Origin of the sequence: Pseudomonas sp. WHRI 8519, from assembly GCF_040224055.2 — a bacterium.
Lineage (GTDB): Bacteria > Pseudomonadota > Gammaproteobacteria > Pseudomonadales > Pseudomonadaceae > Aquipseudomonas > Aquipseudomonas putida_X.
The window spans coordinates 3,371,326-3,386,737 of record NZ_CP167996.1; the positions used below are offsets into that span (position 1 = coordinate 3,371,326).

8 protein-coding genes are annotated in these 15,412 nt (G+C 68.2%); 2 read left to right on the top strand and 6 right to left on the bottom strand.

What is annotated here, in order from left to right:
• Positions 1–3 precede the first annotated feature (3 nt).
• Together ABRP30_RS15380 and ABRP30_RS15385 are read left to right on the top strand one after the other, a co-directional pair.
• Complete coding sequence (locus tag ABRP30_RS15380; protein WP_125859235.1) at positions 4–1,056, top strand: TauD/TfdA family dioxygenase; 1,053 nt, start codon at positions 4–6, stop codon at positions 1,054–1,056.
• A gap of 58 nt (positions 1,057–1,114) precedes the next feature.
• Positions 1,115–5,740, top strand: coding sequence for an amino acid adenylation domain-containing protein (locus ABRP30_RS15385; RefSeq protein WP_349975814.1), 4,626 nt, complete (start codon positions 1,115–1,117; stop codon positions 5,738–5,740).
• A 37-nt stretch (positions 5,741–5,777) separates the two neighbouring features.
• Here ABRP30_RS15385 and ABRP30_RS15390 read toward each other — a convergent pair whose 3' ends face one another.
• The 6 genes from ABRP30_RS15390 to ABRP30_RS15415 form a co-directional block, all read right to left on the bottom strand.
• Complete coding sequence (locus tag ABRP30_RS15390) at positions 5,778–6,089, bottom strand: DUF3325 family protein (RefSeq protein ID WP_104961196.1); 312 nt, start codon at positions 6,087–6,089, stop codon at positions 5,778–5,780.
• Positions 6,082–7,629 carry a PepSY-associated TM helix domain-containing protein gene (locus ABRP30_RS15395; RefSeq protein WP_349975813.1) on the bottom strand — a complete coding sequence of 516 codons (1,548 nt, stop codon included), beginning with the start codon at positions 7,627–7,629 and terminating at the stop codon, positions 6,082–6,084. Before ABRP30_RS15395 ends, ABRP30_RS15390 begins: the two co-directional genes overlap by 8 nt.
• Positions 7,629–7,937 (bottom strand): hypothetical protein, encoded by a 309-nt coding sequence (locus ABRP30_RS15400; RefSeq protein WP_125859237.1) that lies wholly within the window; start codon positions 7,935–7,937, stop codon positions 7,629–7,631. Before ABRP30_RS15400 ends, ABRP30_RS15395 begins: the two co-directional genes overlap by 1 nt.
• A gap of 164 nt (positions 7,938–8,101) precedes the next feature.
• Positions 8,102–10,321: a TonB-dependent siderophore receptor gene (locus tag ABRP30_RS15405; RefSeq protein ID WP_104961193.1), complete on the bottom strand. Its 2,220-nt coding sequence runs from the start codon at positions 10,319–10,321 to the stop codon at positions 8,102–8,104.
• 75 nt (positions 10,322–10,396) lie between these two features.
• Positions 10,397–12,061 carry a cyclic peptide export ABC transporter gene (locus ABRP30_RS15410; protein WP_349975812.1) on the bottom strand — a complete coding sequence of 555 codons (1,665 nt, stop codon included), beginning with the start codon at positions 12,059–12,061 and terminating at the stop codon, positions 10,397–10,399.
• Between the two features lie 40 nt (positions 12,062–12,101).
• Positions 12,102–15,383, bottom strand: a complete 3,282-nt coding sequence (locus tag ABRP30_RS15415) for a non-ribosomal peptide synthetase (protein ID WP_125859239.1) — start codon at positions 15,381–15,383, stop codon at positions 12,102–12,104.
• Between the last annotated feature and the right edge of the window lie 29 nt (positions 15,384–15,412).

Sequence of the window (15,412 nt, forward strand, 5' to 3'; positions counted from 1 at the left end):
GACATGAACGGCCCCGCGATTGCCAAACTCGGCGGCATGCGCCGCAAAACCATCCGTGTGGATGAAGACGCACTGGTCCATTTCACCCCGCTCAACCCGGGCAGCACCTACACCGCGGTGTGCGAACCGGCCGGCCCCGGCATCAGCCTGGTGGCCTGGGCCGAGGCCAACCGTGAGCTGATCGAGCGCAAACTGCTCGAACACGGTGCGCTGCTGTTTCGCAACTTCCAGGTGGACAACGCCGAAGCCTTCGACAACTGCATCAGCGCACTGTCCGGCGGCGCCCTGGAATACAAGTTCCGCGCCTCGCCGCGCACCCAGGTGGACCCGCGCCTGAACATCTACACCTCCACCGACTACCCCAAGGACCAGCGGATCTTCCCGCACAACGAACACTCCTACTCGCCGGTGTTCCCGCTGAAGATCTTCCTGTGGTGCGATATCGCGCCGCTGTCCCGCGGCGAAACGCCGATCGGCGACACCCGGGCGATCAGCCAGGCCATCGACCCCGAGGTGCGCGAGCGCTTCGCCCGCCTGGGCATCATGTACGTGCGCAACTATGGCGACGGCTTCGGCCTGCCCTGGCAGACCGTGTTCCAGACCGAGGACCGCGCCCAGGTGGATGCCTACTGCGCCAGCGTCGGCATCCAGACCGAGTGGAAAGCCGACGGCCGCCTGCGCACCCGCCAGGTAGGCCCGGCCCTGGTGCGCCACCCGCGCACCGGCGAGACGCTGTGGTTCAACCACGCCACCTTCTTCCACGTCAGCACCCTGCCGGCCAGCGTGCGCGATGCGCTGCAGGCCGACTTCGCCGATGACGACCTGCCGCAGAACACCTTCTATGGCGACGGCAGCCCGATCGAGCCGCAGGTGCTGGAACACCTGCGCGGTATCTACCTGCAGCACATGACCGAGTTCCCCTGGCGCCACGGCGACGTGCTGCTGCTGGACAACATGCTCTCGGTGCACGCACGCAACGAATACGACAGCCCCCGACGCATCCTGGTGTCGATGGCCGAAGCCCTGAACAGCACGGACGTGGCGCTCAAGCCCTGACGCGCCCCCACACGGTTCACGGTTTTCGACTCTGCCCCCTATTCAAGGCCTCCACATCATGTCCAGCATCGCCATCGAGGGCTTTCGCCCCGCCCTGCAACAAAACGCTCACTGGTCCCATGCCAGCGGGCGCGACGCCACCCTGTTCCTGACCTTCAGCCTGCCTGAGGGCACCGACCCCAGCCGCCTGCGCACGACCCTAGAGCAGGTGCTGGAGCAGCACGAGATCCTGCGCACCCGCCTGGTGGCCAGCCCCGGCATGCAACTGCCGGTACAGGTCATCGCCGAGCAACTGCTGATCGACTGGCGCGAGGTCGCCGACGACCTGCCCCAGCACGCCCTGCACAGCTTGCTGGGCGCGGCATTGGCCGAGGCCAGCCTGGCCGTCGCGCTGACCCAGGCAACGCCGCCACGGGCCTGCCTGGCGCTGCCGGCGGCCAACGCCGACCACACCACCCTGCAGCTGCTGTTGCAGCAATGGCAGGCGCTTTACCAGGGCCTGCCAGCGGACGAGGAAGCGGTGCAGTTCGCCGATTTCGCCGAATGGCAGTTCGAGCACCTGGGCAGCAGCGACAGCGACGCCGGGCGGGCCTTCTGGCAGCGCCAGCAGGCCGACGCCGCCGACCAGTACCTGGTGCAGCACCCGTTCCAGCGCGGCGAGGCCGCGCTGCCGGCACAGCCAGCCTGCCTTGCGCGCACCCCGGACGCGGCCTTCCAGGACCACATCGGCAGCGCCCTGGCCGGGCTCGACGCTCCGGCCGAGGCGCTGTTCGGCTGGTGCTGGGCACTGCTGCTCAAGCGCCACCTGGGCCAACCACAGGTGCTTCTGGGCTGGGCCCACGATGGTCGCAACAGCGCCACCACGAACGCCCAGGGCCCCTACGGCAAACGCCTGCCGCTGCACCTGCAGCCGGACGACCAGGACACCCTGGCCAACGCCCTCGCCGGCTTCACCCAGCTGCTCGAACAGGCCCGCACCTGGCAGGAAGAATGGCCGGCCCAGGCCCAGGACACGCCCTTCGGCTTCCGCCTGCGCCAGCCGCTGGCCTCGGCCTGGCCGGTGCTGGCGGTGCACGGTGAAACCTGTGCCCATGCCCTGTTGCTGGAAGTCCTGGAACAGCCCGAAGGCTTTGCCTTCCACCTGCACTACGATGCCGCCCGCCTGGACGCCGACGCCGCCGGGCTGCTACTCGACCAGTTCCTCACCCTCGCCCTGCAGGCCAGCGCCGCCAGCCAGCGCGCACTGGGCGAGGCCTCGGGCATCAGTGCCGCGCACCAGGACTGGCTCGCGGCGCTGAACCGCACCGAGGTGCGGCAACAGACCCCGGCGCTGCTGCACCAGCTGTTCGAACAACAGGTCGCCGCCCGGCCAGAGGCCATTGCCGTGCGCCACGGTGATGCGCAACTGAGCTACCAGGCACTGGAGGCGCGGGCCAACCAGCTGGCGCACCAGCTGCGCGACGCCGGCCTGGCGCCGGGGCAGGCCGTGGGCCTGTTCATGGGCCGCGGCCTCGACGCGATCGTCGGCATCCTCGGCATCCTCAAGGCCGGCGGCGCCTACCTGCCGCTGGACCCAAGCTACCCGGCCGAACGCCTGAGCGACGTGCTCGAGCAGACTCGCGCCAACCTGCTGCTGAGCCTGAGCAGCCTGGAGACACAGCTGCCCAAGGGCGACTACCGCACCCTGTGGCTCGACCGCCTCGCCGAGCACGACCTGCCCACGCAGCGTCCGCAACCGCTGAACGACGGCGACAGCCTGGCCTACCTGATCTTCACCTCCGGCTCCACCGGCCGGCCCAAGGGCGTGATGGTGTCGCACCGCAATGCCGTGCACTCCACCGCCGCACGCCTGCTCGCCTACCAGGAGCCGCTGCAAGCCTTCATGCTGGTGTCGAGGCTGGCCTTCGACAGCTCGGTGGCCGGGCTGTTCTGGACCCTGGCCCAAGGCGGCGAACTGTGCCTGCCCCAGGACGACCAGGTGCAGGACGCCCTGGCCCTGGGCCGACTGATCGGCGCCCGGCGGATCAGCCACACCCTGATGCTGCCGTCGCTGTACGGGCAGGTGCTGGAACAGGCCGCCGACCAGCTGGGCAGCCTGCGCTGCGCCATCGTCGCCGGTGAAGCCTGCCCGGCCAGCCTGGCCCGCCAGCACCGCCAACAGTGCGCCCAGGCGCAGCTGTACAACGAGTACGGGCCGACCGAGGGCACGGTGTGGTGCAGTTACTACCGCGCCCAGGGGGACGAACAGGGCGTGCTGCCGATCGGCAAGGCGATCGCCAACATGCAGATGTATGTGCTCGACGCCCAGCTGCGCCCGGTGGCCGCCGGCGTCAGCGGCGAAATCTACCTCAGCGGCGCCGGCATCACCCAAGGCTACCTGGGCCGCCCCGACCTCACCGCCGAGCGCTTCCTGGACAACCCGCTGAACCCGGCCGGCAGCCTGCTTTACCGCAGCGGTGACCTGGGCCGGGTCAACGCCCAGGGCGACATCGAGTTCCTCGGCCGCATCGACGACCAGGTGAAGATCCGCGGTTTCCGCATCGAGCTGGGCGAGATCGAGGCGCGCCTGCTCAACCACCCAGGCGTGCGCGAGGCCGCCGTGGTGGCACGCGCCAACGACACCGGTGACAACGAGCTGGTCGCCTACGTGGTCGCCCGCGATGCCTGCCCGGGCGCCACCGCGCTGCAGGCGCACCTGGGCCTGCAGATGCCGGAGCACATGGTGCCGAAAACCTATGTGATGCTGGCGGCCTTCCCCCTGACCCCCAACGGCAAGCTCGATCGCAAGGCCCTGCCGGCACCGGTGCGTGAGCGCCGGGCCAGCTACCGGGCACCGGCTACCGAGCGCGAAGCCACGCTGGCGGCGCTGTGGGCCGAGGTACTCGGCGTTGAACAGGTGGGCCTGGACGACAACTTCTTCGAGCTCGGCGGCCACTCGCTGACCGCCACCCGCCTGGTTTCGCGCCTGCGCAGCAGCCTGGGCCTTGAAGTGCCGGTGCGAGCGCTGTTCCAGCACCCGACCCTGGGCGCGTTCGTCGAACAGGCCCTGCCCCGGGCCGAGGCGTCGACACTTCCACCAATCCGTGCGCAGCGCCGCGAAGCGCCAGTGCCACTGTCCTATGCCCAGGAGCGCCTGTGGTTGTTCGACCGCCTGCACCCAGGCAGCACCACCTACAACGTGCCCGAGGCCGTACGCCTGCGCGGTGCCCTCGACCTGCCGGCCCTGGAGCGCTGCTTCAGCGTGCTGCTGCAGCGCCACGAAAGCCTGCGCACCACCTTCGCCCTAGACGGTGACCTGCCGGTGCAGCGGGTGCGAGCGGCCGAGGACTTCGCCCTGGGCCTGATCGACCTGGGCCGGCTACCCGAGGCGCAGCGCAGCGCGCGCCTGGGCCAGGAACTCCAGGCCCAGGCCGCGCACCGTTTCGACCTGGAGCACGGGCCGCTGTTGCGTGCCGGCCTGGTGCGCCTGGCGGACGACGAACACGTGCTGTGGCTGACCCTGCACCACATCGCCTTCGATGGCTGGTCGATGCGGGTCTTCACCCGCGAACTGATCGCCCTGTACAGCGCCTTCAGCCACGGCCAGGACTCGCCGCTGGCAGAGCCACAGTTGCAGTACGCCGACTTCGCCCAATGGCAGCGCCGTGAGCTGAGCCAGGCGGCGCTCAAGCCGCAGCTGGACTTCTGGCTGGGCCACCTGGGTGAGGACCGCAGCCTGCTGCAGTTGCCATGCATGCTGCCGCGCCCGGCCCTGCCCAGCCATCGTGGCGCCGAGCACAGCCTGATGCTGGGCCCGCAACTGGCCCAGGCCCTGCACGCCTACAGCCGCGAACAGGGCTGCACGCTGTTCATGACATTGCTGGCGGCATTCAACGTGCTGCTGGCAGGCCATAGCCAGCAATCGGCGATCCGCATCGGCATCCCCATCGCCAACCGCCATCACCAGGAGCTGGAGGGGCTGGTCGGCTTCTTCGTCAACACCCTGGCGCTGCGCACCGACCTGGCCGGCAACCCGCGTTTCGACAGCGTCTTGCACCAGGTGCGCGACAACCTGCTGCACGCCCACGCCAACCAGGACCTGCCGTTCGAGCAACTGTTGCAGGCCCTGCCCGGCGCCCAGCAGCACAGCGTGCCGCTGATCCAGGTGATGTTCGACCTGCACCAGGAGCGCAACCTGCGTTCGTCGGCGTTCGGCGACCTGAGCATCGAGCCGCTGAGCGAAGACCACGGCAAGCGCAGCACGCTGTTCGACCTGATGCTGGATGTCAGTGAGCGTGAGCAAGGGCTGATCGCCACCTTCACCTACAGCACCGACCTGTTCGAACCTGCCAGCATCGAGGCCCTTGGCGAGGACCTGCAGGCCCTGCTCGAAGCCCTGCCCGGCCAACCCGCGCCGTCGTTCGAAGCGCTGGTGCAACGCCTGCGGCCACAGCCGGCGGCGCACGCCGGGCAGCAGCCCGAGGCCCGGGAGCAAGTGGCGCAGCTGGTGCGCGAGGTGCTGGAACTGCAGACGCTGGATGAGCAGGCGCACTTCTTCGAGGTAGGCGGCAGCTCACTCAAGGCCGTGCTGCTGTGTGCCCGCGTGCAACAACTGTGGGGCACCCAGGTACCGGCCCACCTGGTGTTCCTCAACCCACGCCTGGACGACCTGCTGAACGTGCTGAGCCGCTACAGCCACGCCTGACCCTGACCCGCCCGCTGGCCAGGGCCAGCGGGCGGGCTCAACGGCAAAAGCACCGGCCCAGCCGGTGCAACCAGGGCTTGCGCCAGCACAACAACAGGCTCACGCCCAGGCCACAAGGCACCAGGGCCAGCACCCAGAACAACGTCCCCATCGCCAGCCCCAGGCCGGCCTGCCCCACCAGCCATGCCAGGCCCGATGCCAACAACGCTGACAGGCGCAGCGTCCGAGTACCGGGGAACGCCTGCGGCTGCATCACTTGCCGCCAATGGCCGGCCTGACTCAGGGCCAGCAACGCCAGGCCCAGCGTCTGCAGACCCAACCCCACCCCGCTCGCCAACCACTCAGGCATCCTTGACCTCCGCCAACCTGCGCACAGCCGCGGCGCGCCGCCGCAGGCGCCAGCCCAGGCCGCCGGCAATCAGGGCGCAGGCCAGCAGTGCCAGATCGACACCGGCCACCGCCCACAAGCCCTGGCTGAGCGCTCGCCACGGATGATCACCCGTGCTCCAGGCGTTCGACAGCACGGCCAGCAGCGCCAGCGCGCTGATCGCCATGCACTGCGTCGCCCACGGCGCACGGGCCTGCGCGCAACGGCCAATCACCCACAGCGCGTGCAGCCCGGCCAGCAGCCAGGCGGCGAAGAACACCCGCACCTCCCACTCGGCACGCCCGCTCAAGGCCAACGGCAGCCAGCGGTTGGCCACCAGCATGGCCAAGGTGGCCAGGGGCATGCCGGTGATCAGCACGCTGCACAACAGGGTCACCGACATCCCGCCCGGCTCCCGGGCAGGCTGCTGCAGGCGGCGCTTGGCCAGCCAGTACAGCAGGCCGCTGGCAAGCATCACGCAACCGCTCAGGCCTGCGAAGAAGTACAGGGCGCGCAAGGCGGGCTGGTGGAAGTGCGCCACGTGCAGCCCGGCCAGCACATCCAGGGTCGCGGCCGCTGGCGGCAGCCGCGATTCATGCAGCAACCGTGCGCTGGCGCCGTCGAAGTACAGGGTCTGCCCATCCAGGCTCAGGCGGTCAGCCAGGCTGCGGCTGACCTCGACATAGGCATTGGCGTCACCGGGATGCCAGACCCTGACGAACGCAGGCTCACCACCGCCCCAATGCTGGCGGGCCTGGGCCAGCATGCCGTCGAGCGAGGCCATTGGCCCTGGGGTGCCCGTCGCCGGGCGGCTGTAGGCGGCGTTGGCCTGCACCGCGAACTGCCCGGCCTGGCCTGGATACAGCGCATCGATGGCCGCCGGCAGGTACAGCGGGAACAGGATCAGCAGGCCGCTCAGCAGGATCAGCGCATGAAACGGCAAGGCGAACACGCCGGTCAGGTTGTGCAGGTCGAGCAACCGGCGGGGAGCCTTGTCGGCACGCAAGGTGAACAAGTCCTGGAACAGCCGCGCATGGATGCACACGCCGGCGATCAGGGCGATCAGCCCGACCATCGCGGCCAGGCCCAACAGCCGGGCACCGAGGTTCCAGGCATGGATGTTCAGGGTGTAATGAAGACGGTAGAAAAAGTCGCCGCCACGGCTACCGGCGGCGGCCAGCACGCCGTCGCCGCCAGGCTGCAGGAAGCGGCTGAAGCCTTCGCGCTCGACGCTCCAGGCCTGGAAGCGCAGCAGCGGGCGGCGCGCATCGGGCAACTCGACGTACCACTGCAGCAGCGCCTTGCCCTCGCTCAGGGCAGCCACCCGTGGCAGCACCTGCTGGTCCAGCGACAGCGGCGCGGGCGCCGGCGCCACCCGCAGCGCCGGCAGCATCCAGCTGTCCAGCTCGCGGTCGTACAACGCCAGGCTGCCCATGAAGAACGCGACCGGCAGCAGCGCGGAAAACCCCAGGCCCAGTACCCGGTGCGCCCACAGCATGGCCTGGCGGACACTGTCGAACATCAGCTCGCCCCCGCCAGCGCGCGCAGCGTCGCCAGCATCACCAGCGACACAGCGGCCAGGCACAGGCTGTTGCGCACCAGCCGTCGCGCGCACAACAACCAAAGCACCAGTGGCGGATAGAGCACGAAGGCGGCGATAGAGCTGCTCAGCACCGCCTCGCTGGGCGCTTGCCCAAGCCAGGCCAGGGCCAGCGCGGCCAGGGCGCTGAGTGGCCAGATGAACAGGTAGGCCAGCAGCAAGGCCAGCAGCAGCCACAACCCGCGCTGTCGGCCCCGGACGCTTGCCTTGTGTGACGCCGGTCGTTTCACCCTGTTCTCCTCGTTGCTTCACGGTGTTTCGACGCCCCAACAAACACGCCCCCGCCGGTGCCCTACTGGATCAGCTGGGCACCGGCGGGGGCGTGCTTGCCGAGCATTGATGCTCGGCAGCGGCGCCGACGCAGTATGCCGGGCGGCGCCGCTGCTGTCGCGGGTCAGAACTTGGCGCGCAAGGTCAGCGATACCGCGCGAGGGTCACCGAAGATGTTCCCATCCTGGAAGGTGTTGATGCGCTGGTAGTACTTCTTGTTGGTCAGGTTGGTGCCGAGCAGGTCAGCCGACAGGTTCTCGTTGATCTGGTAGCCGATACCTGCGTCGTACAACGCGTAGCCGCTCTGCTGCAGCTTGGTGCCTTCCATGCCGATGCCGGGAACGTGCAGCTTGTTGTAGGTTTCGCTGACAACGCTCACGCCGCCCTGCACGCTCCACTTCTCGAGCTCGCCAGGCAGCTTGTACAGGGACCAGACCCGCAGCATGTTTTTCGGCAGGTAAGTCTGCAGCTGCTCGTTGGGGCTGTCGTAGCGCTTGTAGGTGTGGGTGAAGTTGGCGGTGAGGAACCAGTCAGGCGTCATCTGCCCGGTCACTTCCAGCTCGTAGCCACGGGTACGCGCCTTGCCACCGGCCACCACGGCCCGCGAGTTCGGGTCGTTCATGTCGGGGATGGCGCGGTTCTCTTCCTCGATCTGGAAGGCCGCCAGCGAGGCATTCACCGCGCCGTCGAGGAACTCACCCTTGATGCCGAGCTCGTGCTGCTTGCCTTCGATCGGCTCGATGATGTTGTTGTTGATGTCCAGGTTGCTGACCGGCTGCGGGTTGAACACCTCGGCGTAGTTGGCGTACAGCGAGTAGTTTTCGTTCAGCTCGTAGATCAGCCCGTAGAACGGGGTGAACTTCTGCGACTCGCTCTGGCTGGCCTTTTCCGACGGCGAGCCGGCCTCTGGCTGGTGCTGGCTGCGGTGCATGTCGAGCCAGGTGACACGGCCGCCCAGGACCAGGGTCAGCGGGTCGGCGAGGCTGATGCGCATGTTGCCGTAGACCGCCTTGGAGCGGGTGTTGGCGACGTTGGTCGGCAGGCGGTCGGCATCCGGGAACGCCGGGTAGCCGAAGCTCGGCTGCGGGTCGTAGAGGTCCACGTCACCGAGGAAGCTGGAGAAGTAGCCGCCGTTGGAGGCGAACTCCGAACGCGAATAGTTGGTCCCCACCAACAGCTTGTGTTCACGACCGAACAGGCTGAACGGGCCGTCGGCGTACAGGTCGACTTCGTCCTGTTTCTCGCGGTAGTCGAACATGATCGAGTTCATCGACACCAGGTTGTCGGCCGGGTCGATGCCACCGCCATTGCGGGCGTAGGCCTGGGTCAGGTCGTAGTTGTTGTCGGCGTGGCGCACCGACAGCTTGGTCTTCCAGTCGCCGCCGAGCTGATGCTCGAGCTCGGTGAACACCGCGGTGCTCCAGAAGTAATCGCGGTTCCAGTTGGCGCCGTAGAAATTCTTGCGCGAGACGTCCGGCAGCGACATGGCCGCTTCGCCGGCGGCGTTGGTGTAGCGGAACGCCGGCAGCGAGCGCTGGGCGCCACGGATGTCGGTGTTCTGGTTGCTGGCACCGATGGTCCAGACGGTGTCCGGGGTCAGGTCGATGTCGACGATGCCGTAGGCCTGGCTGGTCTCACGCTTGCCGCTGCCATCGTAGGGGAACGCTGTCTTGTTCTCGCTGAGCACCAGGCGGCCACGGATGTTGCCGGCTTCGGTCAACGGCCCGGTGACATCGACCATGCCACGGTAGGCGTCCCAGGAGCCGGCGCTGATTTCTGCCGATACCGCCGCGTCAGCCTGCGGGCGCTTGCGCACCAGGTTGATGCTGCCACCCGAACCACCGGCGCCGGTCAGGCTGCCGGACGGCCCCTTGAGCACTTCGACGCGGTCGTACATGGTCAGGTCCGGCGACAGGAAGATCCGGTTGTCCATGGTGGTCGGCGTGCCGTCCAACTGCAGCGAGGTGATCTCGAAACCGCGCGAGAAGAAGCTCAGGCGGCTGGCGTCGATGCGCTGCACGGTCACACCGCCCACTTTGCCCAGGGCATCCTCGAGGGTGTAGAGGTTCTGCTTCTGGATGCGTTCCTGACCGATGACGTTGATGGTCTGCGGCACTTCCTTCAGGCGCAGCGGCACCTTGGTGCCCACCGAGACCGTCGGCGCTTCGGTCTGCATGCCGACGATGGTCTGGTCAGGCAGTGTGATGGACGCCGGCGGCGCCTTTTCCTCGGTGCTTTCCTCGGCCCAGACCGCCGGGGCGAGCAGCATGCCGCTGCTCACCAGCGGCACCAGCAGCCAGTTACCCGCCTTGCCTGGCTGGCGCCCCTTTTCAACTTGACTCATATCGCAAGCTCCTGTGCATGGCCTTTTTCGGGCCATTATTTTTTTAAGTGTTGTGCTATGAAAATCGCGCGCCGGTCACACCGGCGCCGGCAGTTCGCTGGACGCGCCTGCCCCGCTGCCGAGGGCAACAGGGTCATAGGGATAGAGCTGGCCGCCGTCGCACTTGAGCACGCGGTCGGCAATGGCGAAGTGGTGATCGTCGTGGCTGATGGCGATGATGGTCTTGCCCTGCGCCTTGAGCTCGGGCAGCAGCTCGCGGTAGAAGAACGCCCGGAAGCCCGGGTCCTGGTCGGCGGCCCACTCGTCGAGCAGCAGGATCGGCCGCTCCTCGACCAGCGCCACCAGCAGGGCCAGGCGCTTGCGCTGGCCCTGGGACAGGCGGGTGGTGGACAACCCGCCCTGGGCGTCGATGCTGACCTTGCGCTGCATGCGCAGGCGCTCAAGCCAGGCCTGGGCCAGTTGCGGGTCGAAATCGCCCTGGGGGCCGACCAGGCGCTCGAACAGGTAGAAGGTGGAGAACACCGTGGAGAAATGCGCGCGGTACCAGTCGCGCAACGCCGGGGTGATCGCCACGCCTTGCAGCTTGAGGGTGCCGGCACTGGGTTCGTAGAGGCCGGTGAGCAGCTTGGCCAAGGTCGACTTGCCGCTGCCGTTGCCACCGACGATGAACAGGATCTCGCCCTTGGCGATACTCAGGTTCACCGGCCCCAGACGGAAGCCATATTCGTCGGCCTGGTGCGGGTAGTCGTAGCTCAGGGCCTGCAGCTCGAGCATCGGCTGGCCGCTATCGACCTCGCCGCCGCTGGCCGAGGGTGCCTCGCGGTAGTCGGCGAAGGCCAGGGTCTGGATCTTGGCCAGGGACACGTTGCCGGCCACCAGGGTCGGCAGGCTGCCGATCAGGTCGTTGAGCGGCATGCGCAGGAACATCAGCACCAGCACGAAGGCGCCGATCACCCCATTGCTCACCCCCAGCCAGGTGCCCGCGGCGAACAGCCCGCCGGCCAGGGCGAGGATCAGCGCCACGGTCCAGTTCAGGCTCAAGGTCCAGTAGCGGTCGGCGTGCACCTCGTTGCGCCGCGCGTATTCGGCCGCCGGTTGCAGGTCGAGGGTGTAGAAGCGCTCCTTGCGCTGGGCATTGAGGGCCAGCTCGAATCGCCCCTCGATGGCACCCTGGTAAGCGGCATACAGGCGATCGTCGGTTTCCCGCACGCGCGTCATCAGTTGGCGCATCTTGGCGAACCAGCCATGGGCCAGCCAGGTGCCCAGGCCCAGGCCAACCGCGCAGATCAGCAGCAACTGCCAGGACAGCCAGGCCATGTACAGGCAGCCCCCCAGCATCAGGACCAGGTTGTAGAACACGAACGGCATGCGGTTGAAGGCCTGGCCAATACTGACGATGTCCTTGCTCAGGGTCGCGTACAGGCTGGCTTCGCCGATCTTTTCCAGTTGCTCGATGGAGGTGTCCAGCAGGCGCTTGACCATCTGCAGGCGCAGTTCGTAGACCACCCGGTGGCCCAGGGCCGTGAGCAATGCCTGGGAACCGAAACCGCAACCGAACAGCAGCACCAACAGGCCGAAGAACTTGGCCCCCAGGGCCGGGTTCATGCTGACGCTGCCGGCGATCAGCCGGTTGATCTCGTTGATCAGGCCGATGCCGGCCGCCGCGCTGATCAGGCTGGCCAGCAAGCCCAGGCTGAGCAGGGCGCGATGACGCTTGAGTAGTGATAGAAACAGGGTCATGCGAAATCCTCGGGGTGGCCTGTGCAATGGCCCAAATGGTTCACTCGAAGGCGAGCAGCAGCTTTTCGATCTCGGCCAGCTCATCGACGACCGGCGTGGCGCAGGCCTGCTCGATCACCGTGGCCATGTCGGCCAGCACCGGATTGGCGAATAACTGGGCCAGGGCGACCTCACAGGCGAAGTGCTGGCGGATGCGCGCCTGGATCCTCACCAGTTGCAGGGACTGCGCCCCCAGGCGGAACAGCTCGGCGCGCGGGGCGATGGGCCAGATACCGAGCACCTCGCGCCAGATATGCGCCAGGCCTTCCTGCCATGGACCGGCCAAGGCTTCGTCATCAGCTTCGCCGGCACCCTCCCACTCGGGCTCGGGCAAGGCCTTGCGGTCAACCTTGCCATTGGCATTCAGGGGCAGGCTGCCCAGGATCACGAACGCGCTCGGCACCATGTAGGCCGGCAGGCGCTCGCGCAGCTGCTGCTGCGCCCAGGCGCTGTCGAACGCGCCCGCGCCGTGGCACAGATAGGCCACCAGCAGTTCCTGGCCTGCCGGCGCCCGGCACAGGGTGACCACCGCCTGGGAGACACCCGGCAGGGCCACCAGCGCGCTTTCGATCTCACCCAGTTCGATTCGGAAACCGCGCAGCTTGACCTGGAAGTCGCTGCGCCCGAGAAACTCCAGGCTGCCATCTTCGCGCAGGCACGCCCGGTCGCCGGTGCGGTACAGGCGGCTGCCGGCCCCGCACCCCGGCGCCAACGGCTGGACGAAGGGGTTGGGCACGAAGGCGGCGGCGGTAAGCTGCGGACGGTCGGCGTAGCCACGGGCCACGCCGGCGCCACCGATGTACAGGTCGCCCGCCACACCCACCGGCTGCGGCTCGAGGTAGTCGTCGAGCACATACAAGCGGTTGTTGGCCAGCGGTCGGCCGATGGGCAGGATCGCGCGGGTGACGGCTTCGACGGCCTGTACCGCCGACCACACAGTGGTCTCGGTCGGGCCATAGACGTTCAGCAGGCGTACCTGGCGGGCCAGCAGGCGCTCGGCCAGCTCGGCCTTGAGCGCTTCGCCGCCGCACAGCAGGCGCAGCCCGGCCCAGGCCGGCGAGTCGTGCTCGACCAGCATCTGCCAGGTGGCTGGCGTGGCCTGCATGACACTGATGCCGTGGCGCTGCATCAAGCCGAGCAATGCGCCCGGGTCGAGGCTATCCGCGCGGCTGGCCAGCACCACGGCAGCGCCATGCACCAGCGGCAGGAACAGCTCCAGCCCGGCGATGTCGAAGCCCAGGGTGGTCACCGCCAGTAGCCGGTCGGCGGCGCTCAGTTGCACATGGGCCTGGATGCCATGGAGGAAGTTGACGAACGCCTCGCGCTCGATGTCGACGCCCTTGGGGCGCCCGGTGGAGCCGGAGGTATACAGGGTGTAGGCCAGTTGCCGAGGGTGTACCGGCAGCCCGAGGCCGCTCTGGGGCAGCCGTGCAAGCTCGCTGTCCAGGGTTTCCAGCAGTACCACCCGGGCCGTGCTGCCCACCACCTGCCGCAGGTTCGCCCGGGTCAGCACCAGCCGAGGACGGGCCTGGCCAATGATGTCGCTGTTGCGCGCGGCCGGTTGGCCGGGGTCGATCGGCAGGTAGGCGCCACCGGCCTTGTGCACTGCCAGCAGCGCCACCAGCAGGTCGGGCTCGCGCTCCAGGCAGATCCCCACCCGCTCGTCGCAACCCACCCCATTGGCCACCAGCCAATGGGCCAGGCGGTTGGCCCGGGCATCGAGGTCGGCGTAGCTCAGGGTCTGCTCGCCGCAGATCAGCGCACAGCGCTGCGGCGCGGCCGCGACCTGGCGCTCGAACAGCGCCAGCATGTCCTCGCCCGGTACCAGTGCCTGCTCGCTGGCGTTCCAGCCGTCGAGCTGGCGGGTGCGCTGGGCCGGATCGAGCAGCGGCAACTGCCACACCGGGGTGTCGGGCTGGTTCATCAGGCCGTCGAGCAGCAGGCTGTAGCCGGCCGCGAGGCGTTCGATGGTCGCCGGGGCGAACAGCTCCAGGCTGTATTCCAGCTCACAGAAGATGCCGTCGGGGCGTACCGCGGCATCTAGGGTCAGGTCGAACTTGGCGCTGTCCTGCGCCGGCAGGACACGCTCGATCTGCAGCCCCGGCAAGCTGAAGTTCACCGCCGCGCCGCTGCTGAGGTTGAACATGGCCTGGAACACCGGGGTACGGCTGGCGTCGCGCTCGACGTCGAGGTGTTCGAGCAGCAGCTCGAACGGCATCTCGGCGTGCTGCAGGGCGTCGAGGGACTCCTGGCGCAGCCGCTCGCACAGCATGCGGCCGGTCAACCGCGGGCCCAGGTCAACGCGGTAGACCAGGGTGTTGACGAAGAAGCCCAGCAGCTCGTCGAGCTCTTCACGGTTGCGCCCGCCATGGGGCACGCCCACCGCGAAGGCCTGCTGGCCGCTATGGCGAGCCAGCAGCAGTTGCCAGGCCGCCAGCAGGATCACCAGGGCGCTGCTGCCGCTGCTGCGGCAGAAGGCCTGGACCTGCTCGGCCTGCGCCTCTGGCAGTTGCCAGCGCAGGCGCTGCCCGCGCAAGCCCTGCTGCGCGGGGCGAGGGAAATCGGTGGGCAGTTCGAGCACCGGTACCTGGCTGCCCAGGTAGTGTTTCCAGTAGTCAAGGTCGGCCTGGGGCCCGGCGCCCCCCAGGCGCTCGCGCTGCCACAGCGCGTAATCGATGTATTGCACCGCCAGCGGCGGCAGGCGCGGGGTGTCGCCGCGCAGCGCCTGGGCATAGGCGCTGGCCAGGTCGGCCACGAGGATCGGGTTGGACCAGGCGTCGCTGACGATGTGGTGCATCTTCAGCAACAGCCCGTGACAGGCGGCGTCATAGCGGATCAGCTCGACCTTGAGCAGCGGCGCCTGGGACAAGTCGAAGGCAATGCCATCCTCGATGCTCAGCAAGCCCTGCAGATGTTCGCGCCGCTCGGCTTCAGCCACACCTGGCATGGCCCGCTCGTGCAGGACGAACACGGCCTCGGCCAGCAACTCCTGGCGCGGCTCGCCATCGACCTCGATGAAGCGCGTGCGCAGCACCCCATGCCGCTCGACCAGGGCGCTGAACGCCTGGCGCAGGGCCTGGACGTTCAGCTCGCCGTTGAACAGGAAGGCACGGGCAAGGTTGTAGGCAGTGGAAAGCGGCGCCATGCGCTGCAGGAACCACAGGCGTTGCTGCGCGAAGGAAAGGAGCTGCGGACCGTCATGGGCGCGCGATACGAGCGGGTCTGGCTGCGCCTGGACATCGCTTTGCAGGAGGGCAAACAACGCTTCATCAAGATTGTCCATCGGCGCTCATACTTCCTTATAAAAACCGA

Excerpts from the sequence above, each read along its gene's own strand:
- ABRP30_RS15380 (WP_125859235.1), top strand. The coding sequence starts at position 4 with ATGAACGGCCCCGCGATTGCCAAACTCGGCGGCATGCGCCGCAAAACC.
- ABRP30_RS15405 (WP_104961193.1), bottom strand. The coding sequence starts at position 10,321 with ATGAGTCAAGTTGAAAAGGGGCGCCAGCCAGGCAAGGCGGGTAACTGG.
- ABRP30_RS15415 (WP_125859239.1), bottom strand. The coding sequence starts at position 15,383 with ATGGACAATCTTGATGAAGCGTTGTTTGCCCTCCTGCAAAGCGATGTC.
- ABRP30_RS15390 (WP_104961196.1), bottom strand. The coding sequence starts at position 6,089 with ATGCCTGAGTGGTTGGCGAGCGGGGTGGGGTTGGGTCTGCAGACGCTG.
- ABRP30_RS15385 (WP_349975814.1), top strand. The coding sequence starts at position 1,115 with ATGTCCAGCATCGCCATCGAGGGCTTTCGCCCCGCCCTGCAACAAAAC.
- ABRP30_RS15410 (WP_349975812.1), bottom strand. The coding sequence starts at position 12,061 with ATGACCCTGTTTCTATCACTACTCAAGCGTCATCGCGCCCTGCTCAGC.
- ABRP30_RS15395 (WP_349975813.1), bottom strand. The coding sequence starts at position 7,629 with ATGTTCGACAGTGTCCGCCAGGCCATGCTGTGGGCGCACCGGGTACTG.